Raw genomic sequence first — 26,276 nt, 5'->3', positions numbered from 1 at the left:
TGCCCGCCTGCCGGCGGGTTTGAGGCTCTTTTCCATGCAGGACCGAAACCGGTCATTCGCACATGCCGCTCGAATCCATTACAATGGGTGTTAGATATATTTGATTTAAGCAGGTGAACCAGATGTTCAAATTACTATTGATCGAAGATGACGCGACACTCTTCGCCGAGGTCAAGGACCGTCTCTCGCAGTGGTCTTATGATGTCCATGGCATCACGGACTTCGGGCGGGTAATCGAAACATTCGCGGCGCTCAAACCGGATCTTGTCATTATTGACATTCAATTGCCCAAATTCGACGGCTTCCATTGGTGCCGCATGATTCGGGCTCACTCCAATGTGCCTATTGTCTTCCTGTCCTCGCGCGATCATCCGACCGACATGGTCATGTCGATGCAGTTGGGCGCGGATGACTTCATTCAGAAGCCGTTTCACTTCGAGGTCCTTATTGCCAAAATCCAGGCGATACTCCGCCGCGTCTATAACTACAGCACGGAGCCTCTCAAGCTGAAAACGTGGTGCGGAGCAACGATTGATTACGAGAAAAATACGGTGACGCACGAAGCCGGCACAATCGATTTGACGAAGAATGAAATGTTCATTCTGAAGCTGCTCATCGAACGCAAGAATACGATCGTGAGCCGGGAAGTCATCATCAACAGTCTGTGGGATGACGAAAGGTTCGTCAGCGACAACACGTTAACGGTCAATGTGAATCGGCTGCGCAAAAGACTGGACGAGCTCGGACTGGGCCGCTTCATCGAAACGAAGGTCGGACAAGGATATATGGCCGCAGAAGAGGCGCATTATCATGATTAGACGCTATCTCCTTGAGAGAAGGAGCTGGCTCCTCTTCGTTCTGTGCGTGCAGGCGCTTTTGCTGCTGGTCGCCTTGCTCGACCGGGCCATCCCCTTCACGCCGGTTCTCTATATCGTTTTTCTGTCCACCACTTTATTTCTTGTTTTTGTAGTTATGCGCTATCACAAAGAAACCCGCTTCTATAAGCAGCTCGAAGAACGGGATAACAACCTGGACCTCTCCACCATCGAGGGCGCGGACAGTCCCTTCGAGGAGATCGTGGAAACGAGTATGACGAATCTCGCTAATGAGCTTCGTCAGTCCGCCTCCACGCATCAGGTTGCACTGGAGCAGGAGAAGGACGATCTGCTGGCGTGGATTCATGAAGTGAAAACGCCGCTCACCGCGATGCGCCTCATGATCGACCGGCTGCAGGACGAGACGATGAAGTCATCGCTTACCTACGAATGGCTGCGGATTCATCTGCTTCTGGACCGGCAGCTTCATCAGAAGCGGCTGCCTTTCATGGAGACCGACCTGTATATTGAACAGGTTGATTTGGCATCCTTGACGTATGCGGAGATTAAGACGCTGAAGACGTGGTGTATTCAAAAAGGCATCGGCTTCGATGCCGACTTCGAAGTGGCGGAAGTGCTGAGCGACGCCAAGTGGCTCGCCTTCATCCTCCGGCAGCTGGTGACGAACGCCGTGAAGTACAGCGGCCAGCATGCCGCCGATATCATCATCCGCAGCCGCCGCTCCGGAGAGCGGACCGTGCTGGAAGTGATCGATCACGGCCGGGGGATCGATCCGCGGGATCTGCCGCGCATCTTCGACAGAGGCTTCACCTCCACCGCCTGGCATCAGGACAGCGCCGCTACAGGGATGGGCCTCTATTTGGCGAAGAAGGCCGCAGATAGCCTGCTCATTCAATTGGCTGCGGAATCCCGGCCGGGCGGCGGCGCCACCTTCACCCTTACCTTTCCCCTGCCGAATGAGGCCGTGCGCATCACGGGCATGTGACAACATTGTCACATGCCTTTCTTCTTTGTTCGCCCGATCGAGGGAAAAGCGGAGCGGAGCTTTTTATAATAGAGCTATCGAATAAAGGAGTGAGAACGCATGACAATTTTGGAAGCAGCCAAAATCCATAAAAGCTACGGCAACAAATTCAACAAACAAGAGGTGCTGAAAGGTCTCGATCTTTCCATTGCGAAGGGGGAGTTCGTCAGCATCATGGGCGCATCCGGCTCTGGCAAGACCACCCTGCTCAACGTGCTTTCCTCCATTGACAAGGTCAGCCAAGGCTCGATTCAAATCGAGGGCATGGAAATCACAGCCTTGAAAGAGAAGCAATTGGCCGAGTTTCGCAAGCGGCATTTGGGCTTTATTTTCCAAGATTACAATCTGCTCGATACGTTAACGGTGAAAGAAAACATCCTGCTCCCGCTGTCCATTACCCGAACCTCGCGGCCGGAAGCCGAGAGCAAGTTCCAAGCGGTGGCGAGCGAGCTCGGCATCTACGACATCAAGGACAAATATCCGAACGAAATATCCGGGGGCCAGAAGCAGCGGACCTCCGCAGCCCGGGCTTTCGTCCATGAGCCCGGCATCATCTTCGCCGACGAACCGACCGGGGCGCTCGACTCCAAGTCCGCCTCCGATCTGCTGCATAAGCTGAGCGAGATGAATCAGCAGCGGAAGGCGACCATCGTCATGGTCACCCACGATTCCGTCGCAGCCAGCTACGGCAGCCGGGTCATTTTCATCAAGGACGGGCAAATCTATACGCAGCTCTACAAAGGCCAGGAGTCCAGACAGACGTTCTTCCAGGACATCATGAAAACTCAGGCGGTTCTAGGCGGTGTGCAGAATGAGCGTTAACCAGCTGATCCTTCAAAATTTGAAGGCGAATCTCAAGCATTACTATCTCTACGTGTTCGCCTTAATGTTCAGTGTGGCGCTGTATTTCGCCTTCGTTACCTTGCAGTACGATCCGGCGCTGGACCCGACGAAAGGCTCGATCAAAGGCGCAGCCGCCCTCAGATCCGCTTCGGTGCTGCTGGTGGCGATCGTCGCCATTTTCAACCTGTACGCAAACAATATTTTCGTCAAAAGGCGCAGTAAAGAAATCGGCCTGTTGCAATTGATCGGGATGACGAAAACAGAAATATTCCGCATTCTAAGCGCGGAGAACTTCATGCTGTACTTCGGCTCCCTGCTGGCGGGAAGCTTCATCGGCTTCTCGGTCTCCAAGCTGATCCAGATGGTTTTGTTCCGCATTACGGGGGTTGGCGCTATTGCAACGCTGCACTTCTCCATGCCGGCAATGATCCAAACGTTCATCGTTTTCGGCGCCATCTATGTGTTCATCATGCTCGTCAATTATGTGTTCATCCGCAGGCAAACGATTCTCTCGCTATTCCGCGTTTCTTCTTCGACGGAGATCAAGGTCAAGCGCATGTCGCTCGCCGAAGCCGCTATCGGCTTCATCGGCATCGCCCTGATCCTGATGGGCTACTATGTGTCCTCGAAGCTGTTCAGCGGCGATTTCACAACGATGGTCGAGCTGTTCTCCGCCATGATCTTTATTCTGGCATCCGTCATCATCGGCTCTTATCTCTTTTATAAAGGGTCCGTCCGATTGATCCTTAACGTCATCCGCAAGAGAAAGAACGGCTATCTGCATGTACGCGAAGTACTCTCGCTTTCGTCCATCATGTTTCGCATGAAATCCAATGCGCTGCTGTTGACGGTTATTACGACCGTATCCGCGCTAGCCATCGGCCTGCTGTCGCTTTGCTACATTTCGTATTACTCGGCAGAGAAAATGGCGGAAAACGACGTTCCGGCCCATTTCTCCATCACGCAAGCGGCGGATGCCGATCAATTCAAGGCGGCACTGGATGCCCGGCACATCGCACATCAAGACACGACGATTGAAGTGCTGCAAATGGTTGTCAATATCAAGGGAATCCTTGCCTCCGATCTGAACGGGCTGCTGGTCGACCCGTCCAAGATGACAATTGCTGTAATCAGCGATAAAAATACGCCGGCATACGATTTAACGCCCGAGCAAACCTTGTTTGCAGGCACCAATGATCTGCTAATCAAATTTATGAAATTCAAAGATTCAGGCCGCGTCGCGTTCATCGGTAAACAGAACACCATCGAGCAAACTTATATAGGTTCGAAGAAGCAATCCTTCGTTTCCTCCTATTTCGCTGTTGGAACTGCGCCGGTGGCGATTGTCGACGACTCTGTCTTTGAACGGATGAAGCTGGATCTGGATCCTGCCCTTCGCAGGCAAGCCTCCACTTATCGGGGAATCGATATTGTAAAGCAAGAGGAGCTGCAAGCAGCCAATCTCATTTTCAAAGAATTGGGCTTTGACCGTAAAGATCAATATGACTCTAGGCTGGAAAGATCGTATACCCAAAAAAACAGAATGGGTCTCATCATGTTCATCGTCGGCTTCCTCGGACTTGCGTTCCTGATTACGTCGGGCTGCATTCTGTATTTCAAACAGATGGACGAGAGCGCCGATGAGAAGCCGACTTATACGATTCTGCGCAAGCTCGGCTATTCGCAGGACGATTTGATGAAAGGCATCCGGCGCAAGCAGCTCTTCAGCTTCGGCATTCCGCTTGTCGTCGGGCTGCTGCACAGCTACTTCGCCGTTCAATCCGGCTGGTTCTTGTTCGGGGCGGAGCTGTGGACGCCGATGATGCTGGTCATGGCGCTCTATACCGTCTTGTACTCGGTCTTCGGCTTCCTATCCGTCCAGCATTACAAGAAGGTCGTCCGCAGATCGCTTGGATGATTGCGAAGAAGAGCTGTCCCGCGGGGACAGCTCTTCTTATTGTTCTATATCGGCGATATGCCGCAGCTTATCCGGATTTACAACCAAATACACGGCCGCAATGCGTCCATCTGCAATATGAAAGGTCGTCACCGTGTTCGGATGTCCATCCTGATAGGACACGATGCCCAATTGTCCGTTGACCGTCGACAGCGTGTAGCTGAAGCCGGCCGGCGCTTTGGCCATCACCCCGAACAGGAACATCGCGATACGCTCCGCACCTTCTATTGGCCGTACGGCCGCTCTCACCTTGCCTCCGCCGTCCGAGTACAGCACGGCATCCGCTTTGACGATGCTGAGCAGCTTCGTCATATTGCCCGAAGCGAGCGCCTGCACGAATTGCTCGACGAGAGCGCCGGTCTGCTCACTGACTTGCGGCCTCTGCGGCAAATCCCCTGCGCTTTCTTCTCTGCCGCCGGAGCTAGCGCTGATTGCGCTCTTCGCTCTATGGAAGATTTGCCGGCAGTTCACGCTGTTTTTGCCCACGATATCGGCGATTTCCTCATATTCATATTGGAGCACCTCACGGAGCAGGAACACCGCGCGCTCCACCCAGGATAGCTGCTGCAGCAGCAGCAGATAGGCCGTAGACAGCGACTCCTTATGGGAATAGGAGTATTCCGGCGCGTCCTTTTGGCCCTCCCCCGGTTCCATCAGCGGTTCCGGCAGCCACGGACCGACATACACTTCGCGCGTTTTGCTCGCGGATCGCAGCTTGTCGATGCAGCGGTTCGTTACCATTTTGCATAAATATGCTTTAGGATGCATAATCCCCTGCGGGTTCTTCTCACTCATGTACAGGAACGCTTCCTGCACGATATCTTCCGCATCCATCACGCTTCCCAGCATTCGATAAGCTAAAGAAAACAACAGCGTTTTATACGCGGTATACACCTGTCCGGCATCTCCGGCTATGTCCATGGTCCGCACCTCCTACTCATTGCCATTTTACGCCAGACGGTCCGACTTGAAAATAGCGTCTGCCGCCCGTTTGGCGCTCGCCGCGGAAGCGTCTGCGAGCATTTCTCCGTGGGTGACCCAGTCCCCGGCCACATAGAGACCGCGAACCCCTTCGACGGTTGGGCCTGTGACACGGCTTGATCTGGCAATGTTCAAAGTGTCATGAACAACCGTTATATTGGGCAGGAACTGGCGGGCAACCACTTCCTGCTCCCATCCCGGATGCAGGGTGCTCATCGCTTCGGTCAGCAAGCGCTCGTCGGCCTGAGGGTCCCCCCCGCCGGGTCCGTTGTATTTGATCAGATGCACAACCAGCGTCCCATTATCGCTTAATCGCGCATTGACCGTATGGTGTGAGAAGAAGATCGGCTGATCCAGTCCGAGAGCGATGTCCCGCCCTTTGACCGGCAGCTTCCGAAGGCCCAGATCCAGACAAGCCGCCATGGCAGGCCGGGCTTCGTCCTTCCACCGCTTCAGGATCGTCCGCTCCGCCCCATCCACGAGCTTGTAGGTCTCGGCAGGGGAAGCCGTGCTGATAACGTGCGCTGTCTCGATATAGCCGTCGTCCGACAGCTTTAGCCCTCGCACGCGGCCCTCCTCTTGCACGATTTCCTTCACGTCCCGGCCGCTCACGATGTGCACGCCCGCTCGTACCGCTTGATCCTGGAGCTGGTCGACGATGCTCTGCCAGCCGCCGTGCAGATAGAGCACGCCCTTCAGAGAACGCTGCACCTGCGCCAGAACGTCCCCGGCCAGCTGGTAATCCGGATCCTTCGCATAGGACGCCGTACGGCACAGGGAATATAGCATGTGCCGCACCATCGGATCCGACAGCTCCGCCTCCGCCCATGCACGGAGGCTCATGTCCGGGATGCGGCTGGCGTCCATCTTCGCCAGCTTCATCATAACCTTCATCAGCTGCATTTTACCGGACCATGACAGCAGCTTTGAAGACATCATCGTGCCGAGCGTAGCCGGCATAGGCACGACCTGGTTGTTCCACAGCGCGCCAAATTTGGGGGATGGAGCGCCTCCCTCCAGCCGGAGCCCGAGCTCCTTCAGAATCGCGTACGCCGCTCCCGCACGATAGAGCGCATGCCCGCCCAAGTTGAGCAGCGCGCCGTTCTTGTTATTCGTTATGGCCCGGCCGCCCATGCGGCTCGACTTCTCCAAGAGGACCACCGACCGGGCCCCCCTTGCCAATTCAATGGCCGCGATAAGTCCCGCCAAGCCTCCGCCAATGATCGCTGCATCCCATTTGGTTCTCTCCATCCGTCATCGCCCTCCGTTATCTCATTTCACTGCATATGGCGAATGAGGTTCGCGTTCTGTGACAACAACGCACCAAAAAACGTCAGGAAAATCTTCCTGACGTTCGTTTGCATACACCGAACCCTTATGATCCGGCGCCGCGATACCGCTTCACGCCGATATTCCAGATCGTAATGCCGATAAAGCTGAAAACAATGCCCATCACCGGCGTCAGCAGCGCGAACCACTTCCAATTCTCCGGATCGATGAAATACGCTGCAGGGTAGAACCCGACGAACGCGAACGGTAAGATCCACGTCAAAATGCTGCGCAGCAGCTTGTTATAAATCGTCGCCGGATAACGCCCATAGTTCTGAATGTTCCAGATCAGCGGCAGAATCCCCGTCGGAGCATCGGAGAAGAAAGACAGCGCCGTCAACGAAATGTACACGCCCGCATAGATCAGGATGGAGCCTACGACCATCAAGATGAAGATGAGCGGATCGTGCCAGTGAAACGGAAGCTCCAGCTTCACCCACGAGTACACCATGACGATCATTCCCGCCAGCGCGCTAAAGAGCGAAGACGGACTGAGATTCTCGATCATCAGCTGCCATAAGTTGTAAGCCGGACGGGTCAGGATACGATCCATTTCCCCTTTGATAATATACCTTTCACTGAATCCCCACAGGTTAAAAAAAGTGATGAATATGCCGTACGGAATCATAAAATAACCGTAAATGAACAAGATTTGTTCTTGATTCCAGCCGCCGAGCGATTGCGTTTGCAAAAATACGACGAGAATGAAGAATAAGTTGAGCCCATTGAACATCAAATCGGACAGCACTTCAATCCAGAAGTCGGAACGGTAGGTGAGGCGGGTTTTCATGTAGTTTTTCAAATAGTCGACAACTAGGGAGACATAGAACATTGTGTGTTAACCCCCCTGTACGAATAAACGGGTTCTGGATTTAACCCAAAGGACAACCATCGGCAGCAGCAGAACCCCGAACCACAGCACTTGGACGCCAAGAGTTTGGTAAATCGCGGATCCCGTAATTTTCCCGGTAAATACGGCGCTGGGCAGATACGTGATCGCTTGGAACGGCAGCCATTGCAGAATACCTTCGGCCCATCCGGGGAAGAAGGAAATCGGAATGATCAGGCCGGAGAACAGATCGACGGCAACACGCTTCATGCGCATCAAGCCTTCGTTATTTTCCAGGAAGAACGCGAACAGTCCCGTAATGATATTCAACTGCGTATTTATTAAAAATGCGAAAAACAACATCACGAAGTAGATCAGCCATAGGCCCGGATCGCTTGGAAATTCAATCGGCAGCAGGAGCCAGATGAGAATCATGCCCGGCGTTGTAAACAGCAGCAAACGGAAGACTCCTTCGCCGAGACCTTGCATCATTTTCACAAAAACGTAATTATACGGGCGAATGAACTGAATCGCTACACTGCCGTCGCGAATTTCGTTGGCGATCTCCCTGTCCAAGTTATTAAAATAGAAGGCGCGGCCCATCCAGGAAACCGCCACATACGTCGTCATTTGTCCCAAGGTCATGCCGCTGATCATCGCTTGGCCGCCATAAATCGCTTTATAGACGAAGTAGTAAGAACCGATATTGAGCGCATAGATCAGAATGCCGCTGTAGTAATTCACCCGGTAAGCGAGCATCATGAGGAACCGCATGCGAATGACTTCCATATAAGCACTAAGCATGGGTGGCGACTCCCTCCGGCTGCTTCGCCTCTTCCGGATGTTTCACTTCGGCCGAACCTGCTTTATAAATTTCACGTACGATGTCATCCGTATTCGTCTCATTAATTTTGATGTCCTGAATCTGCTCCACACCGACGACGCGGCTCAGCACTTCCGACACATTCGCACGCTCGTAAGGGATGAATACCTTGGCGCACAGCTCGTTCTCCAGCTGCCAAGCTACATCAAGCCCCTGCGTGAGCTGCTGCAGACGCGGCAGCGTGATCGGATGCTCGAACTGAAGCACCACTTCCTTGCCCTTGCCCCACTTGGCTTTCAGCTCTTCCAAGCCGCCGTCATAAATAATCCGGCCGTCATCGAGCATAATAACACGCGAACATAGCGCCTCAATGTCCTGCAGGTCATGCGTCGTTAGCAGAATCGTCGTCTCGTACCGCTGATTGAGCGATTTGAGAAATTCGCGAATCTCGGTTTTCACGACAATATCCAGACCGATGGTCGGTTCGTCAAGGAACAGGATCGCCGGATTGTGAATGAGCGATGCCGCAAGCTCGCAGCGCATCCGCTGCCCCAAGCTTAACTTACGGACAGGTCGCGATAACAAATCAGACAGCTGCAGGCGATCGACAAGCTCGTCAAGGCGTTTCTTGTAGTCCGCTTCGGATACACGGTATACCTTCTTCAATAATTGAAAAGATTCGACGACACCGATATCCCACCAGAGCTGGCTGCGCTGGCCGAACACGACGCCGATCCCGGCGACGAATTTCTCCCGTTCCTTGAACGGAACGAACCCATTGACCTTGATATGGCCGGATGTCGGCACGAGAATGCCCGTCAGCATCTTGATCGTCGTCGATTTACCGGCGCCATTTTCACCGATATATCCGCAAATTTCGCCCTTTGGAATCTGAAAGCTGATGTCTTTCACGGCTGTAATTTGCTTGTACTCTCTATGAAATAAATCTTGGAAGGCACCTTTTAAGCCTCCGCGGCTCTGCTGAACTTGAAATTCCTTGCGAAGATTCTCTACATCAATGGCTAACATGAACTTCCCTCCTGTCCTTATAGACTCGGCTACATATAACGGCAAAATTCGCCGTAACTTGCTATCGAAGTTTCGTAGCATCTATAATATGGATCATAAAGCAGTAATGTAAAACTTTTGCACCAAACTATGATACATGAATTCTGTAAGAAAAAAAAGTACAGATTATCTTAAACAAAGAAAGGAGCGCTGAACCTTGAGAATTATTAAACGTACCTTGCTCCTGATCGGCTTGCTTCTGATGGTGGTAGCTGGTTATTATTCCTATTCCTTTTACCATTTCGCGAGTAATATTTCCAATAAATCGGACACGGCTCTGAATAATGGCAGCACATCTCTTATCGCCCAGACTGTGAAGGACAAGGGTGATAAATATACGCCGCCCAAATGGGAGGGCAAGCAGCGGGTCAACATTTTGCTCTTAGGCGGGGATTCCCGCGGCATGGCGAAGAACGAGCTTCCGCGGTCGGACAGCATTATGCTCGCTTCCATTGATCCGGTGACGAAGAAAGCTCACCTGTTCTCCATCCTTCGCGACACGTATGTCAAAATTCCCGGCGAAGGCGAAGACCGCATCAACACGGCCATCACGACGGGAGGTCCGAATCTGGCAATGAAAACGGTCAGCGACCTGCTCGGCATCCCCGTGCAGTACTACGTTTATACGGATTTCAAAGGCTTCATAGCCCTTATTGATGCGATTGGCGGAATTGAGATTGATGTCGAGAAAGACATGAAATATACCGATTCCGAAGATGACCATGTCTACGATATTAACTTGAAGAAAGGGCTCCAGCATCTCGACGGCAAAACCGCTCTGCAGTATGTGCGCTTCCGGCATGATGCCCTGTCCGACTTCTCGCGCACAGAGCGTCAGCGGAAATTCCTGACGGCCGTCGCTCAGAAGATGCAAACCACATCTTCCCTGATCAAGCTGCCCAAAATTTTGAATGCGATGGATCCTTACATCGATACGAATCTAAGCGTAACGGATATGCTGAAGCTCGCTTCCTTGGGCTTCGAGGCCAAAGCCGACGGCATCGTCTCCTCCCAACTGCCGCCGACCGATCTGCTGGTCGAACGCAATGTGCGCGGAGCCGCGGTCATCACCGCCGACAAGACGAAGCTGCAGAAATATGTGAAAGATTTATTTGCCGGCACCGCGGAAGCGGACACAGGGCCGACGAAGCCGTCGCCTTCTCCGACACCCAAGTCTTCGGTGAAAACAACCGCGAAGTAACATAACACGCCTCTGCTTGAAGGGTCTGCCCTGCAAGCAGAGGCTTTTTGTAAGACCAAGACCTGTACATACCAAATTCAGCACAAAGGACTGATTCTATCTATGGAACGTAAAAATTCCGAACAGCTCTATCAAGAAGCGCTGCAGCACATCGTCGGCGGGGTCAACTCCCCCTCCCGTTCCTTCAAGGCCGTCGGCGGCGGCGCCCCCGTCTTCATGAAGCGCGCGCAAGGCGCGCACTTCTGGGACGTGGACGACAACCGCTATATCGACTACCTCGCCGCCTACGGCCCGATCATTACCGGTCACGCGCATCCGCACGTGACCGAAGCGATTTGCCGCGCCGCACAGAACGGCACGCTGTACGGCACCCCGACCGAACTCGAGATCGAGTTCGCCAGAATGCTGAAGTCCGCGATTCCGTCGCTGGACAAAGTGCGCTTCGTCAACTCCGGCACCGAGGCCGTGATGACGACGATCCGCGTGGCGCGCGCCTACACCGGGCGCACCAAAATCATTAAGTTTGCCGGATGCTATCATGGCCACTCCGATCTCGTGCTCGTGGCGGCCGGCTCCGGGCCGTCCACGCTGGGCACGCCGGACAGCGCCGGCGTGCCGTCCAGCATCGCGCAAGAGGTCATCACCGTGCCGTTCAACGACATTCCGGCACTCGAGGACGCGCTTGCGCGTTGGGGTGAAGACATCGCCGCGGTGATGGTCGAGCCCATCGTCGGCAACTTCGGCATGGTCATGCCCCATGCCGGCTACCTCGAGCAGCTCTGCGCGGCTGCTCGCAGGTACGGGGCCCTCGTCATCTACGACGAGGTCATCACGGCGTTCCGCTTCCATTATGGAGCGGCACAGACGTACCCCGGCCTCCCGCTAGCGGAGGCCGCGGAAGCGGCGGCGCGCTTCGCCGCCGTCGAACCGGACCTGACGGCCCTGGGCAAGGTGATCGGCGGCGGTCTGCCGATCGGGGCCTATGGGGGCCGCAAAGCCGTGATGGAGCAGGTCGCTCCGCTCGGACCTGCGTATCAGGCCGGCACGATGGCGGGGAACCCCGCCTCCATCTCGGCCGGCATCGCCTGCCTGGAGGTGCTCCAGCAGGCAGGCGTTTATGCCAAGCTCGAGCAGCTTGGCGCGGCGCTTGCGGACGGCATTGCCGAGTCCGCCGCAAGGCACGGCATCGCCTTGACGCTGAACCGCATCGGCGGCGCTTTCTCCACTCACTTCTGCGATCATCCCGTCACGAACTATGACGAAGCGCAGGATACGGACGGCGAACGCTTCGCAGACTTCTTCCGGCTTATGCTGGAGCAAGGAATTAATCTTGCACCATCCAAATATGAGGCGTGGTTCATGACCATCGCGCATACGGAAGACGATGTTGCACGAACACTGGATGCGGTCGACAATGCCTTTCGAACGATGAAAACCCGTTAAAAATCATTAAAGCTGCCAAGCTGCATGGATTTGCCACGATTATATGTACACAAAGCTAACATCATTGACGGCTTGGCAGCTCATGATTTGCATTTCTTAAATTTTATCAAACCTCGCAACGGACGCGTCTTGTTCAAGGTTGGCGAATTTTTCAAAAAATACAGGCAATTTCGCCAAAAAAAGCAGCCATACCGCCTTTTTTCAATCGCTTTATTCTTCCAGTTCTTCTAATCGACTTGTCCTAGAAACGAACTATGATCCTATGATGATCTTAGTTCGTTCGTATTTTATGAGCCCCCCACCCACCAAAAGAATTACCTTTATTCACCATTATACACGAAAGGTAACGCTTACATTTTTGTTTTCGCTCCGCAACTATTGTCGGATGAACTTTTTCATGCTATTCTAAGATTACTTTTACCCTTTTCACGAAAAGTCTTGTTTTCGTAGTATTTTCCTAGAAAGTTAGGGCATGATTTACAAATTTGCGTTCGTTTTTTGTGTTTGATGCCTTACTTTATGACGGGTCGATTTTTGACTGATTTCAAGGGAGCCATGTCCTCGAAATTGGCATGCTATTCAGTTAAATTGCATTTTTATTCAGAAGCCTGCATATTTCGTTTTTGGCCGCTTTACGGTCATACATCGAAAATACTGTAGGTAACGGGATCATTAGTGCCGAAATGCAAGAGTGTAAGTAGGAAGAGGAGTTTAAATATGTATGGGAGGTGACGGTCAGGCGACTGACCTGAGCAATGAATGAAATTATGCGTAATGAAGGCCGTTTTCAAGATCTACTAGGCACCGAACACGACAGCTGCGGTATTATTTGTATTATTGAAAAGAACGGTCATCCTACCCGTGATAACATCCAAAAAACGATTGATGCCCTTGTAAAAATGGAACATCGTTCAGGTTTTATTAACGGTGAAGGCGACGGTTGCGGTATTTTAACTGACATTCCACGTGCTCTTTGGGAACAGAAATTAACGGACGCTGGTCTTGACGGCAAGCTTGCCTATGACAACCGTTTTTCTGTTGGACATATTTTTGTTCCACGCAAACTGGACCTGACCGTTACCGAGATTCAGAATGGCATCCGTGAGCTTTTTGCAGCCCACGACGTATCCATCATTCTCGAGCAAGAGAATCAAGTTGATAGTTCCGTTCTTGGTCCTAACGGATTGAACGATGAGCCGACGTTCTGGCAAATCGCCGGGATCAGCAACAAAACGGAAGGCCAAGTGGCCGATCACCTTTTTGAGCTGCATATCGCGATCGAAGACCGTTATAACGTTCACGTAGCGACCCTAAGCAATGTAACTTCCGCTTACAAGGTATTGGGTGCGGCAAGCATTCTGCCAAAATATTTTAACGACACACGGGATCCGCTCTTCGCTTCCCAAGTGACAATCGGTCACAACCGTTATTCCACGAACACGTTGTCCAGCTTCTTCCGTGTTCAACCGTTCTCCCTGCTGGGTCACAACGGCGAAATCAACACGGTTAAGAAGCTTCGCATCGAAGCTGACATGGTTGGCGTTCCGCTCGTTAGCGGCGGTTCTGACTCCCAAGACATGAATAGAACGATCGAAACGTTCATTCACCGTTTTGGCTTATCCCTTTTCGAAGCCATGGAAATGGTATTCCCTCCTATTATTAATGAAATGAAACAGTTCCGTCCGGAGCTGCAAGATCTGTATGTGTACTACCGTCAAGTATGGGGTCACTTCGCACAAGGTCCTGCAGGTATCGTTTCCCGTTACGGCAACGAATGTATTTTCAGCGTGGATGCGCTTGGTCTCCGTCCGGTATGGATGGTTGAGAGCGACTCATCCCTATACTTCTCTTCCGAGCAAGGTGTTATCACAGTAGGCGAAATGGTCGCTGATCCGAAGCCGATCGCTCCAGGCGAGAAAGTCGGCGTCGTGCTGACTCCAGGCGAACACGTCCAAGTTATTCCTTATCATGAAGTACAATCTCTCGTCTACGAGCGCGCAAGCAAGCGTCTGAATATTAGCGGTCTTCGCAAATATCTGAACCCTGTGAAAACAGATACGCAGGCTGAGCTTAACGAGAACATTGTGGCGACAGACCAACTATACAGCGCATTCGGTTGGGACCGCGACGGTATCTCCCATATCGAGACAATGTCCGAAACAGGCGCAGAGCCGATCCGTTCCTTGGGTCACGATTCCCCTCATGCCGCTATCGCATGGGAACGTCAAAATGTGCCTGACTTCATTAAAGAGAGCGTAGCGGTTGTTACGAACCCGGCGATCGACCGTGACCGTGAAATGGAACATTTCTCGACGCGTGTCATTGCAGGCTCCCGTACTCCGGTGTATGCACAGGTTGATGACAAACTGCGGATTGAGCTTCTGGCTCCGCTTGTACTGGAAGGTACGAACGGCGTAGACAGTGAAGAGCATTTGTCCCAGCCATCCCTTGAGCAATTAATTGCCTTGTTCCGTGCCCAAGGTGACAACAAAGTAGCCGTGCTCTCCGCGACATTCGCAAGAGGAACTTCCTTGAGCGCCGGGTTGGACGCTTTGGCTGCTGACGCTATTGCCGCTGCCCGCGCTGGTGCTTCCCTGATCGTCCTTGACGATGCGGAAGCTCACCAGAACGATCGCTTGTGGCTGGAGCCGCACCTGGCCGTATCCAAAATCGATATCGCGCTTCGTGCAGAAAAGCTTACATTCGGTGACAACCTGCGCCGTCATGTTACATTAATTCTGCGTTCCGCTGCCATTCGCAACCTGCATGACATCGCAGTTGCCTGCGGATTGGGCGCTGACGTGATCTCGCCTTACCTGTTGTTCTCCACAGCTTCCGACAAAGACGGCAGCGCGGCGGCAGCTCGTAAAGTATACGCAGCCCTGACCAAAGGTCTGGAGAAAGTCATCTCCACGATCGGTACGCATGAGCTTCGCGGCTATACACGCTTCTTCTCCTCCATCGGCTTCCATCCGGAAGTGGCAGAAGTGCTTGATATCGTGAACTACCTGGGTAGTGAGAAAGGTGGAACAGGCTTTGCTCAGCTCGAAGCTGAAGCAGAGGCTCGTTACAACGACTTCACCAACCCGAAAGCGAAAGCAGCGAAAAACTTCCGCTTCTTCCAACGCATGTGGAAGGCATTGGGCGATGCCGCATCCGGCGCTGCATCTTATGCCGACTACCGCGACAAACTGCGTGAAGAAGAGAAGAAGAACCCGATTTCCATTCGTCATATCGCTGGATTCAACGTGGAGAAAGCGCTGGCCGAAGGCCGCAAACCGCTTGACCCGTCGAAGGTTGATATCTCCATTGGCGGTCATTCCTTGCCGATGCTGATTTCCTCCATGTCCTTCGGTTCTCAGAACGAAACAGCTTTCCGTGCCTACGCTGAAGCCGGCGAACGCCTGAACATGGTAACCATGAACGGCGAGGGCGGAGAGATTAAAGATATGCTTGGCCGTTACAAAAAGACGCGCGGCGCGCAAGTAGCCTCCGGACGCTTCGGTGTGAACGTAGAGCTTGCTAACGCAGTAGCTTTCCTTGAGATCAAAATCGGTCAAGGCGCTAAACCGGGCGAAGGCGGTCACTTGCCAGGCTCCAAAGTAACAGCGAAAATCGCGGCTGCTCGTAATGCAACGATCGGCTCCGACCTGATCTCGCCATCCAACAACCACGATATCTACTCGATCGAGGATTTGGCGCAAATCATTTCCGAGTTGAAAGAAGCTAGCGGACGCAAAGCGAAAATTATTGTTAAAATCCCGGTTGTTCCGGGTATCGGTACAATTGCGGTTGGTGTAGCCAAAGCTGGCGCTGACGTTATTACCCTTTCCGGTTTTGACGGCGGTACAGGTGCGGCTCGTATCCACTCCTTGACACACGTAGGTCTTCCTACCGAGATCGGTACGAAACTTGCTCACGTCGCTCTGATTGAAGCTGGTCTTCGTCACCGCGTTGAGCTATGGTCTGATGGTGGTCTGAAATCAGGCGCCGACGTTGTTAAAATGGTTATGCTCGGTGCCAACCGTGCAGGCTTCGGAAGTATCGCCATGCAATCGATCGGTTGTACAACTTGCCGCGGCTGTCACTTGGACACTTGCCATGTAGGTATCGCAACCCAAATCGATTCCATGGAAGAAGCCGAAGAGAAAGGTCTTCGCCGCTTCGTGCCTCGTCAGTACGACGTTGCTGTAGACAGCTTGGTTCGTTTGTTCGGCGGTATTGGCGAAGAAGTGCGTGAAGTTGTCGCTTCCCTCGGATTCTCGAGCCTGCAAGACCTTGTAGGTCGTTCCGACCTGCTTGAGCAAGTCAGCCACTTGGATCGCATTGATCTGTCCGATATCCTTCGTCCGGCTCCGCTTCAGTTCGTATCCGATGCAGAGAGAGCGATGGAAGAAGCGGCCGTATCCTCCGACATCCGTATTGCGGCTGGCGCAGAAGGTCTGGAATTCTTCCCTGAGTCCGTGGCATTCGACGCTCCTGTCGTTCGCAACTGGTCCAAAGTGGATGCAGAGTCCCGTATTCTCGGAACTCGTTACTCCAGCCACCGCGTAAGAGACCGTTTCGACGGCAGCTACGATGAGCTTCCTGCGGTTGCTTTGAACCTTGTTGACGGTTCCGTTCCAGGTAACGGTCTGGCAGCCTTCAATGCCCGCGGCGTCGACATCACCGTTCAAGGTGGTGCCGAGGACGGTCTTGGTAAAATGGCGTTCGGCGGTAAAGTCGCCATCGTCAAAGCGCTTGGCAAAAACAACACCTTCATCAACGGCAGCGTGGGTAAATCCTTCGGTTACGGTGCTCAAAAAGGCTTGTTCTTGATCCAAGGCAGCGCAGATACTCGTGCATGTATCCGATTCTCCGGTGCAGACGTCGTATTCGGCGGCGAAATTACAACGCCATTGCAAGATGAGCTTGGCGGACTTGCGGCTCGTGCGAACCTCAAAGGCTTCGCGTTCGAGTACATGACGAACGGCCGTGCCGTTGTTATGGGAGATCCAGGTCCATGGATCTGCGCAGGTATGACAGGCGGCGTGATCTACCAACGCCTTGTACCTGAAATGGGTCTCGATCAAGCAGCAATCGAACGTCGTATCGCCAAAGGCGCGAAAGTAAAAATCGAGTCTGTCGGCGTTCAAAGCAAAAAAGATCTGAACGAATTGCTCACAGCTTACCGTACAGAGCTTGCGAACTCCGGCCAGCCGGAAGCAGCAGCCAAAATCGACGGTCTGCTCAGCAATCTGGAAGCTAACTTCATCCGTATCTCCCCGGTCAACATGCAAGCTGACCAATCCGTTGCAACGGAATAGTATAACGAAAGCTCCACAGGACTCTGCCGAGTCTTGTGGAGCTTTTTTGTCGCCTTGCATAAAACAGCCACGCAAATCACAATTTATTAAGGCAACACCAATCCGCATACCATAGGAGGTTTTCTGCTATGAGCCACTCGAAGCGCCGCGATGAAGCAGCATGGAAAAGCCGCAAACAAGCTAGACATCCACATGGTAAGGTGAAGTCTCTGGCCGAATTCGCCAGTGAGTACGACGCGGAACACAACCAATAACGCACCACCCCTCTCCTACATCAGTCGAGGGACCAACTCAAAGCAACCCGCCGATCCCGTCTCCCCCGAACATGGGATTGGCGGGTTCTTTGATTTAACGTACCATAAACGTTCGTACCGTACCTGCCCCCATATACCTGGTCACCGCGCCTTGAAGCACTATCCCCTTCGCTCAGTTCTTCCTCCTCGGCACTGCCTCTTGCGGCACTATCCCTTCCACTCAGTTCTTCCTCGGCCCTGCCTCTTATGGCACTATCCCTTTCGCTCAGTTCTTCCTCGGCCTTGCCTCTTGCCGCACTATCCCCTTCGCTCAGTTCTTCCTCTGTCCTGCCTCTTGCGGCACTATCCCTTTCGCTCAGTTCTTCCTCAGCCATGCCTCTTGCGGCACTATCCCTTTCCCTCAGTTCTTCCTCGGATCTGCCTCTTGCGGCACTTTCCCCTTCGCTCAGTTCCACCTCGGCACTGCCTCTTGCACTATCCCTTCCACTCAGTTCTTCCTCGGACCTACCTCTTGCAGCACTATCCCTTCTCCTCAGTTATCCAGACTCATGGGGATAATACTCATAGGCGAGCATTCCTCGCACCTCACACCCCTGAGCCTATGGGATAGTGGTCATAGGCAAGCTTTCCCCGCATCTCACACCCCTGAGCCTATGGGATAGTGGCCATAAGGCGAGCATTCCCCTGCATCTCACACCCTGAGCCAATGGGATAGTGGTCATAGGCGGGCATTCCTCGCATCTCACACCCTGAGCCTATGAGATAGTGGTCATAGGCGGACATTGCTCACATCTCACACCCTGAGCCAATGGGATAGTGGTCATAGGCGGACATTGCTCACATCTCACACCCTGAGCCAATGGGATAGTGGTCATAGGCGGGCATCCTCGCATCTCACACCCTGAGCCAATGGGATAGTGGTCATAAGGCGAGCATTCCCCGCATCTCACACCCTGAGCCAATGGGATAGTAGGCATAAAGCGGCCCGCACTGAGTTCTCCACCCCAATATGTCTGTCTCCTTCAAGTAGCGAGCCCTAGCACGTTATCCTTCCACATTGACATAAGTATCGCGTGGTTGACTCGTTATAAACTGGCTTGGTTCACCTAAAGTGAAGATGCACAATTCATGCATCGCCCGTGTGCAAGCCGTGTAAAACAGCTTGCGCTCATTCTCACGGCCGTACTGATGATGGGAACCATCATAGATGAGTACGGCATCGAATTCGACCCCCTTCGCAAGATACGAAGGGATGACGAGGACGCCAGGCTCAAAGGTCGGGCTGTCTTTGGTGATAAGCCCCGGCGCTGCCTGCAGCAGGGGCGTAAGGGCTTGATGCGCGAGTGCACTCTCGCTCGCGGTTTTGGTTATGATCGCGATTGAGGCATAGCCCTCCCCGAGCAGCCGGTTCACCTCGGCTGCGAGTCCGCTATGCAGCGATCCGCGATCGCTGGCGACCACCACCCGCGGCAAGGCGCCGTCGCGGGTGAATGGCTTTATGGCATCGCCGCCCGGCACGATGCCGCGGGTGAACTCCACGATCTCGCGCGTGGAGCGATAACTGCGGAACAAACGGATCACTTCCGTTTGTTCCGGCCCGTACAGGGCGGCGATCGGATCGATTTCGCTGTACGCGGAAGCGTGCGAGAAGATCGCCTGGTTGAGGTCGCCCAGCGCTGTCATGCGGCTGCGTGGAAAGAGCCGTTTCAGATAGGCCAACTGAAATGGAGAATAGTCCTGCGCTTCGTCGATGATGACGTGACGCACGGAGGCGTTCGTCCGGAAGCCGAGAACGGCTTCCATCATGTAAAGAAACGGCGTCGTGTCCTCGTACGGCAGTCTGGAATGCGCCAACTCCTCCAACGTCCGCTTGCAGATTTGCGGCCAGAAGGCCGGCATATCCGCCATCTCCGTTGTTGCTTCCACTTCCACTCTCGCTTCTGCTGCTGCATCTGCTTCCGCTCCTGCTTCTGTTCCTCCATCTACTCCTACTCTTGCTCCTGCTCCTACTCCTAGTCCTGTTCCTACTGCTCCCCCTTCTACTGCCTCTGCTTCCACTCCATCCTCCGCCCGAAGCCCGAAAAGCTGCCCGTACAGCCCGACCAGATCCACGAACTCAAGCCGCTTGACTGCGCTTCGTACGGGTTTTAAGTGCTCCTTCATGACGACTTGGGCCAGCAGATGTCTTTCCTGCTCATAATCATCGAATGAGGCGTTGAGGCCGCCTTCCATTTTGCGGAGCTTCATGTATGCTTTGTGATAGTCTTCGTTGCTGAGAAGCTCGATCTCCTCATCGATCCAGGGTTCTTCCATCTCCTGCTCGGCAAAGCTTTCCAACTGCTCCACAATCCATCCTTTCATCAATTCCAAACGGTTCGGCAGTCTAATCGACGGATCGAAGCTATAGAAACGTGCTGTCAGGCGATCTGCGCCCAGCACTTCCTTCTCCTGAAACCGAATAGGGTGAAACCGCATGCCGGCATGCTCCAAACGCTTTTTATAGGCTTCAATAACCTCCAGAAACGATGTGGAAGACTTATATTGTATTCCGCTTATCCTGGCTGCGTATGCCTCCTCCAGCAACTCCGGAGCCCCTTCGTAGTCAGCCCGCTCTTGCCCCTGCGTCAATACGTATTCCAGCTGCATGTACGCGTCTTCCACGTCGAACATAGCGCCCAGCCGGTGCTCCAGATAGGCTTGATAGGTCGTTTGCTGCATGTTCTCCTCCCCTAACTCCGGGAGTACGTTAGATACGTAATGGTTGAACAGCGGATTGGGTGAAAACAAAACCATCTGATCGGCACTGAGCGTTTCCCGATGTTTGTAGAGCAGGTAGGCCACTCTTTGCAGTGCCGCCGATGTTTTGCCGCTGCCGGCAGCGCCTTGCACGATCAGCATACGGGCTTGATCGTTGCGGATAATCCGGTTCTGCTCGCTTTGGATCGTAGCGACAATGGTTTTCATGTGCGCATCGGAGCTTTTGGAGAGCACCTGCTTCAGCAGCTCATCTCCAATGGTCACGCCGGTATCGAACATGAGACGTATTTGCCCGTCGCGGATGACGTACTGCCGCTTCAGCTCCATGCGGCCCTCAACGGTGCCCCCCGGTGTCGTAAACGCAACCTCTCCAGGCGCATAGTCGTAATACAAGCTCGAGATAGGTGCTCGCCAATCATACACGAGATACAGTCCCTCCTCCTCATCCAGAAAAGAAGCAATGCCCAAGTAGACCGCCTCCGCCGTCTGATCTCCCCGCTCGATAAAATCAATACGGCCAAAATAAGGCGAACTCACCAGCCGCTTCAAATTACCCAATGTCTTAGATGCTTGACGGTGCGTACGTTCCCGTTCAGCCAGCACCTCCGATTGCTGCCTCATGCTAGCAATGGATTCCATCGCATCTTCCGTCGTACTCATATCCATCGTCACTTCGTCCCAATAATGCTTGCGAATTTCTACGACATCGGATTGAACGAGACCGACCTGCTCCGTAAGTTCTGTTATTTTGACACTCATTTGTGCTGTTACTTCTTCCACTCTTCGCTTTTCTGCCGCCCAATCCTGATCTGTCAGACTCATAACAACGCCTCTTTTCTCGCTAAATGAATTGCGGTTTGACATTGATCTTGTCTTCATGCTATAATTATATTAGGATAATAATGTTATTTATCCTAAATATTGTATCACTCTATATCTTAGCAGATTAATCGCCCATAATCAATAAACCCTAGGTCACTTTTCTGACCTAGGGTTTTCTGTATGCTTATCCTGTTTGCCCAGTAATTATGTTACCTTCTTAACAATTATGCAGCTCGCGAATCCTCTGCACCGTTCGGATGTGATGCAGCGCGTGGCCTGCCATCATTTTCAACAGTTTCGCCACTGTTTCCTCGCGATCTTGAGTGATCACCGAGCGCTGTAAGGCGTCCGGCAAATGCTCGCACAAGCCCAGGATATGCTCCCGCATAGCTCGGAACAGCAGGAGCTCTGCACGGATCGGCCTGTTGCGGTAATCAAGCCCTGCGCACCAGTCGTCCTGGGAGAAGCTGTTGCCTTGGAACGTACGGCCTGGCTCAGCCAGGGCATATTTCACTTTATGCATGGCGACTTGCTCCAAGTCCACCACATGCAGCACATGCTCGCGTATCGTCCACTTACCCGGTTCGATGGATAAGCCCAACTGCCCGGCCGTCAAGCCGGCTACCACACGTTCCAGCTCTCCCGGTCCGTCTGCATACATAGCTGCTATTTCCTCATCCGTTGCGGCAAGTTCTTCCCAATACACCCATGTATACCCGTTGAGATCCGGTACGATTAGTTTGCGAATATGGCCGGGATCTTCTTCTTTTTTTAGCTCCCCGAAGTCCTTGTCTAGCAGGTCTCGCTCCACTTCGTTAACAGAAGGAACGCCCAGGTAGATCAAGTCGCCGGGCTTCGGAGCGGTATATTTAGGCAGCAGCCAGCTCCCGGCCGGTTGACCGCGTTCGATTAATACCGCTCGATAATCGTTAAGGATATGCATCAGCGCCGCATGGCCGGCCGCCCCGGTTTCCAACAGTGTCCAGCCAAGCCGGGCTGTATAATAAGCTATCGACGCTTGCAGGTCGTCCACTTGCAAAAGCAGTCTCGCCCCTTCATGACCCAATGCGATCCCTCCCACAAAAAAAAGCGCTCCGTCATCCATTCGACGGAGCGCATCCAAATCCTACTTCTTGGCCGCTTGGTAGGCCTCGATATATTGGGCAGCCTTCTTAGCGACAAGGCTGTAATTGCCGGTTTTGACCGCTTCGCTGGTCAAATCGGAGCCGATGCCGACGGCTACGGCGCCGGCTTGGATCCATTCGCCGAGGTTGCTCAGCGAGACCCCGCCGGTTGGCATAATGTTCGCCTGCGGCAGCGGACCTTTAATGGCTTTAATCATCGCCGGGGAATAGAGGTTACCCGGGAACAGCTTCACGATATCGACGCCAAGCTCCAGCGCCGTTTGAATTTCCTGGATCGTCATGCACCCTGGCATGACGGGCACGCGGTAACGGTTGCACAGTGCAACCGTGCCGGGGTTCAGCGACGGGCCGACGACGAACTCGGCACCGCTCAGAATCGCAGCACGCGCTGTTTCCGGGTCGAGGGCCGTGCCCACGCCGATGATCGCGTATTTGGATGCGTCCTGCGTAGTGCTCGAGTAGCGCTTCGCAAGCTCCTCGATGGCGCGCAGCGCGAATGGCACCGTCATTGTGACCTCGATGACTTTGATGCCCCCTGCAATAGCTTGATTCGCCATTTCTACGACTTCTTCCGGCGTTTCGCCACGGAGGACGGCTACGACGCCTTCATTTGATATTTGCTGAACAAGTTTCAATTTCTTCAACGGAATCTTCTCCTTCTTTTGCAAGCATGCATTTAGCGTTCTATATGTTTAACATCGTTAAGAATGGCATCCACTTGCTCCCAAGTAGGAGCGCCTTCCCAGTCGCCCTCGGTTTGCACGATCAGAGAGCCTACCAGATTGCCGATACGCACCGCTTCGGTGTACTCGTATCCTTTGGACAAGCCTACCAGAAACCCTGCACAAAAGCCATCTCCTGCGCCAACCGTATCGACCACTTGCTCCGCCTTGAAATAAGGGACGGCCGTGACGGCGTCCTTCGTGACGACATACGTTTCGTTCTCTCCGCCTTTGACTATGGAGATTGCCGACAGCTCACGCAGCTTGCTTACGATCACATCCCAGTCTTCCGTCTGGTACAGAAGCTTCAGCTCATCCAGCCCCGGCAGGAAAATATCGCACAGGCCGGCCAACTCCAGCAGCACAGGTCGCGCTTCGTCGATGCTCCATAGCTTCAGCCGCAGATTAGGGTCAAAGCTGACTTTGACGCCATGCTTGCGGGCGATGCGGACGGCTTCGAAAGCGGCCTCTTTGCAAGATTCGCTTAACGCCGGCGTGATGCCTGTCAGGTGCAGCATTTTCGCTCCGGCGATATAGGTCTCGTCCAGGTGCTGCACGCTCATACGGCTGGCGGCCGAATTTTTGCGGTAATAGTAGACGGACGTTTTGCCCATGATGACTTCGCGCATCATCAGGCCTGTGGGAGCTTCCGCCGTCAATTCAGCGCGGGAGACGTCGACGCCTTCGCCGCGGATTTTTTTGTAAATCAGACGGCCCATCGGATCTTTGCCTAGACGTCCGAACCAGCCCGCGCTGCCGCCCAGACGGGAGATACCGATCGCCACGTTGCTTTCCGCGCCGCCGAATAAACTGTGAAGCTCGGATGAATACTCGAGCCCCTTCCCGTTAGATGGCATGAGCAGCGCCATTGTTTCTCCGAAAGTGATAATGTCAGGTGACGCTAGCGATTGAGCTTGTGTGTTCATTGTCATGAATAGTCTCCATCCATTCTCTGAATGTTAATTGAAACGTTTAAACTATGATTATACCTCATATTATAGTGCATTAACGCCCTATTGCCAACAAAAAAGAGCCGCCATCGCGGCTCCTCTGTCACTATCTAAAACCCGGTCGCTTGCGCTTGCGCCAGCTCCTGCCGCAGCTCATCATGGATATGTCCATTCGTTGCCAGCACATTGCGCACGGCCAAATTGTATGGCCTTCCTTCCGTATCCGTCACTTGTCCGCCGGACTCCTGAATCAATAAGGCTCCCGCCGCGATATCCCAAGCGTTCAGGCCAACTTCCCAGAAGCCGCTCAGTCTGCCTGTCGCGACATAAGCCAGATGCAAGGCTGCCGAACCGGCTACGCGCAGGTTGCGCACTTTGGGCGCCAGCGCCTGCACGCCCTTCAGGTTAATCGGCAGAGCCCCGTTGCGGTCAGCCGGGAACCCTGTTGCCACCAGAGAGCTCGACAATCGGTCTTCCTCGGATACGAGCGCCTTTTTGCCGTGCATGTAAGCCCCTTTGCCTTTCTCGGCAACGAACAGTTCGTCACGGGAAGGGTCATACACGACGCCTACAATGATCTCGCCTTTGTGAGCCAGTGCGATCGAGACGGAGAAGAACGGAAAGCCGTGAACGAAGTTGGTCGTGCCGTCAATCGGATCCACGATCCAGAGGTATTCCTCTTCGATCATCGCTTGCAGCGCCCTTGCCGAAGCTTCCGGTCCCGGTTCTACGCCCTCTTCCCCCAGAATCGAATGATTCGGGAAATGCGTCATAATCAAATTGCGGATAAGCTTCTCAGAGCCCTTATCCACTTCCGTCACCAGGTCCTGCGGTGAGTATTTCGTGTCGATGCGATTGATATCTCCCATCTTGCTCTTAATCCATTCACCTGCTTTGGCCGCCGTGTTAATAGCCACTGCCGTGAAGCTTTTACTCCCGATTACATAAGGTTCCGCGCCACTATTTGCCATTTATATCAACTCTTTCTTATTAATTGAATTTATAAGTAAATTAAGTATAGTAAATTATACGTTTGTAATACTAGTACGTTTCATCCCAAAATATTCGTACAATCATACATATCGCAAAAATAAAAATCCGCACTGCCGGCTTAGGGCAATACGGACCGTTTCTTATATCAACGAATCTTATTAAACGCCGACGATATGGTATCCGCCGTCCACATAAATCACTTCGCCCGTGATGCCGCGGGACAGGTTGCTCATTAAGAACATCGCCGTGTCGCCTACTTCGGCTGTTTCGGTCGTTTTGCGCAGCGGGGCTTTCTCTTCCACTTGACGCAGGATGGAGTTGAAATCTTTGATGCCTTTGGCAGCCAGCGTACGGATCGGCCCTGCGGAAATGCCGTTCACGCGAATGCCGAATTGGCCGAGATCAGCCGCCAGGTAGCGTACGGAAGCTTCCAATGCCGCTTTGGCCACGCCCATGACGTTGTAGTTCTTCATCGCGCGTTCTGCGCCGAGGTAGGTCATCGTCATGATGCTGCCGCCTTCCGTCATCAGCGGATAAATGCGCTTGGACACCGCGACGAGCGAGTACGCGGAGATGTCGTGCGCCAAGGCGAAACCATCGCGGGAGGTGTCGACGAACAAGCCGTCCAGCTCTTCCGTTCTGGCAAAAGCAATGCTATGTACAAGTCCATGAACAACGCCGAGCTTGTCCTTCAGCGTCTCAGCCAGCGTATCGATCTCGGCATCCACCGTAACGTTGCAAGGCATCAGCGTAGCACCCGGGATCGTGTCGGCCAGCTTGCGCACGCGTTCCTCAACGCGCTCGTTCTCATACGTAAACACCAGATTAGCGCCTTGTGCCGCTAAGGATTGCGCAATCGCCCATGCGATGCTGCGGTCGTTGGCAACACCCATGACAAGTATATTTTTTCCTGCTAACAGTTGACTCATGGTCGCGGAAAACCCCTCTCAACATTGGATTATGCGTACTATTACCCATTCTCCAAAGTACCCC

The 26,276-nt window shown here is 53.4% G+C and carries 20 protein-coding genes; 8 read left to right on the top strand and 12 right to left on the bottom strand.

The window, feature by feature from the left end; all coding sequences use genetic code 11:
* The first annotated feature begins 122 nt into the window (after nucleotides 1–122).
* The 4 genes from J2X61_RS34015 (at nucleotide 123) to J2X61_RS34000 (ending at nucleotide 4,621) form a co-directional block, all read left to right on the top strand.
* Complete coding sequence (locus J2X61_RS34015; protein WP_274472269.1) at nucleotides 123–818, top strand: response regulator transcription factor; 696 nt, start codon at nucleotides 123–125, stop codon at nucleotides 816–818.
* Nucleotides 811–1,821 carry a sensor histidine kinase gene (locus J2X61_RS34010; protein WP_310194689.1) on the top strand — a complete coding sequence of 337 codons (1,011 nt, stop codon included), beginning with the start codon at nucleotides 811–813 and terminating at the stop codon, nucleotides 1,819–1,821. The genes J2X61_RS34015 and J2X61_RS34010 overlap by 8 nt, the downstream gene beginning before the upstream one ends.
* A 99-nt stretch (nucleotides 1,822–1,920) precedes the next feature.
* Nucleotides 1,921–2,682, top strand: coding sequence for an ABC transporter ATP-binding protein (locus J2X61_RS34005; RefSeq protein ID WP_310194687.1), 762 nt, complete (start codon nucleotides 1,921–1,923; stop codon nucleotides 2,680–2,682).
* On the top strand, nucleotides 2,672–4,621 hold the full coding sequence (locus tag J2X61_RS34000) for an FtsX-like permease family protein (protein WP_274472266.1): 1,950 nt from the start codon (nucleotides 2,672–2,674) through the stop codon (nucleotides 4,619–4,621). The genes J2X61_RS34005 and J2X61_RS34000 overlap by 11 nt, the downstream gene beginning before the upstream one ends.
* Before the next feature lie 36 nt (nucleotides 4,622–4,657).
* On the opposite strand, the gene J2X61_RS33995 is transcribed toward J2X61_RS34000, so the two are convergent.
* From J2X61_RS33995 to J2X61_RS33975, 5 genes are all read right to left on the bottom strand, one after another.
* Complete coding sequence (locus J2X61_RS33995; RefSeq protein ID WP_274472265.1) at nucleotides 4,658–5,581, bottom strand: RNA polymerase sigma-70 factor; 924 nt, start codon at nucleotides 5,579–5,581, stop codon at nucleotides 4,658–4,660.
* Between the two features lie 27 nt (nucleotides 5,582–5,608).
* Entirely contained in the window at nucleotides 5,609–6,892 is a 1,284-nt protein-coding gene (locus tag J2X61_RS33990; RefSeq protein ID WP_274472264.1) for a phytoene desaturase family protein, read from the bottom strand.
* Nucleotides 6,893–7,016: 124 nt separating this feature from the next.
* On the bottom strand, nucleotides 7,017–7,802 hold the full coding sequence (locus J2X61_RS33985) for an ABC transporter permease (protein ID WP_274472263.1): 786 nt from the start codon (nucleotides 7,800–7,802) through the stop codon (nucleotides 7,017–7,019).
* 6 nt (nucleotides 7,803–7,808) lie between these two features.
* On the bottom strand, nucleotides 7,809–8,603 hold the full coding sequence (locus J2X61_RS33980; protein ID WP_274472262.1) for an ABC transporter permease: 795 nt from the start codon (nucleotides 8,601–8,603) through the stop codon (nucleotides 7,809–7,811).
* Nucleotides 8,596–9,651, bottom strand: a complete 1,056-nt coding sequence (locus J2X61_RS33975) for an ABC transporter ATP-binding protein (protein WP_310194681.1) — start codon at nucleotides 9,649–9,651, stop codon at nucleotides 8,596–8,598. The genes J2X61_RS33980 and J2X61_RS33975 overlap by 8 nt, the downstream gene beginning before the upstream one ends.
* A 241-nt stretch (nucleotides 9,652–9,892) precedes the next feature.
* On the opposite strand from J2X61_RS33975, the gene J2X61_RS33970 reads away from it, so the two are divergent.
* From J2X61_RS33970 to J2X61_RS33955, 4 genes are all read left to right on the top strand, one after another.
* The gene (locus J2X61_RS33970) at nucleotides 9,893–10,891 is read left to right on the top strand and encodes an LCP family protein (RefSeq protein ID WP_274472286.1); all 999 of its coding nucleotides are present in this window, start codon (nucleotides 9,893–9,895) and stop codon (nucleotides 10,889–10,891) included.
* A 102-nt stretch (nucleotides 10,892–10,993) separates the two neighbouring features.
* Nucleotides 10,994–12,334 carry a glutamate-1-semialdehyde 2,1-aminomutase gene (locus tag J2X61_RS33965; RefSeq protein ID WP_310194678.1) on the top strand — a complete coding sequence of 447 codons (1,341 nt, stop codon included), beginning with the start codon at nucleotides 10,994–10,996 and terminating at the stop codon, nucleotides 12,332–12,334.
* Between the two features lie 755 nt (nucleotides 12,335–13,089).
* Nucleotides 13,090–17,640 (top strand): glutamate synthase-related protein, encoded by a 4,551-nt coding sequence (locus J2X61_RS33960; RefSeq protein WP_310194675.1) that lies wholly within the window; start codon nucleotides 13,090–13,092, stop codon nucleotides 17,638–17,640.
* Nucleotides 17,641–17,768: 128 nt separating this feature from the next.
* Complete coding sequence (locus tag J2X61_RS33955; protein ID WP_274472258.1) at nucleotides 17,769–17,894, top strand: DUF6254 family protein; 126 nt, start codon at nucleotides 17,769–17,771, stop codon at nucleotides 17,892–17,894.
* A 20-nt stretch (nucleotides 17,895–17,914) separates the two neighbouring features.
* Here J2X61_RS33955 and J2X61_RS33950 read toward each other — a convergent pair whose 3' ends face one another.
* The 7 genes from J2X61_RS33950 to fabI all read right to left on the bottom strand — a co-directional run bounded on the left by J2X61_RS33950 (nucleotide 17,915) and on the right by fabI (nucleotide 26,212).
* A complete protein-coding gene (locus J2X61_RS33950; RefSeq protein WP_310194671.1) occupies nucleotides 17,915–18,349 on the bottom strand; it encodes a hypothetical protein in 435 nt (144 codons plus the stop codon).
* Between the two features lie 589 nt (nucleotides 18,350–18,938).
* Entirely contained in the window at nucleotides 18,939–21,473 is a 2,535-nt protein-coding gene (gene helD, locus J2X61_RS33945) for an RNA polymerase recycling motor HelD (protein ID WP_310194670.1), read from the bottom strand.
* A gap of 217 nt (nucleotides 21,474–21,690) precedes the next feature.
* On the bottom strand, nucleotides 21,691–22,539 hold the full coding sequence (locus J2X61_RS33940; RefSeq protein ID WP_310194668.1) for a VOC family protein: 849 nt from the start codon (nucleotides 22,537–22,539) through the stop codon (nucleotides 21,691–21,693).
* A gap of 60 nt (nucleotides 22,540–22,599) precedes the next feature.
* Complete coding sequence (locus tag J2X61_RS33935) at nucleotides 22,600–23,262, bottom strand: bifunctional 2-keto-4-hydroxyglutarate aldolase/2-keto-3-deoxy-6-phosphogluconate aldolase (RefSeq protein WP_274472255.1); 663 nt, start codon at nucleotides 23,260–23,262, stop codon at nucleotides 22,600–22,602.
* Nucleotides 23,263–23,294: 32 nt separating this feature from the next.
* Nucleotides 23,295–24,272: a sugar kinase gene (locus tag J2X61_RS33930; RefSeq protein WP_310194665.1), complete on the bottom strand. Its 978-nt coding sequence runs from the start codon at nucleotides 24,270–24,272 to the stop codon at nucleotides 23,295–23,297.
* Nucleotides 24,273–24,400: 128 nt separating this feature from the next.
* Nucleotides 24,401–25,261, bottom strand: coding sequence for an inositol monophosphatase family protein (locus J2X61_RS33925; RefSeq protein ID WP_310194663.1), 861 nt, complete (start codon nucleotides 25,259–25,261; stop codon nucleotides 24,401–24,403).
* Nucleotides 25,262–25,441: 180 nt separating this feature from the next.
* Complete coding sequence (fabI, locus tag J2X61_RS33920; RefSeq protein ID WP_274472252.1) at nucleotides 25,442–26,212, bottom strand: enoyl-ACP reductase FabI; 771 nt, start codon at nucleotides 26,210–26,212, stop codon at nucleotides 25,442–25,444.
* Between the last annotated feature and the right edge of the window lie 64 nt (nucleotides 26,213–26,276).

The organism is Bacillus sp. 3255 (assembly GCF_031456485.1).
Taxonomy (GTDB): Bacteria; Bacillota; Bacilli; order Paenibacillales; family NBRC-103111; genus Paenibacillus_E.
This window is presented reverse-complemented; position numbering and strand designations above follow the sequence as displayed.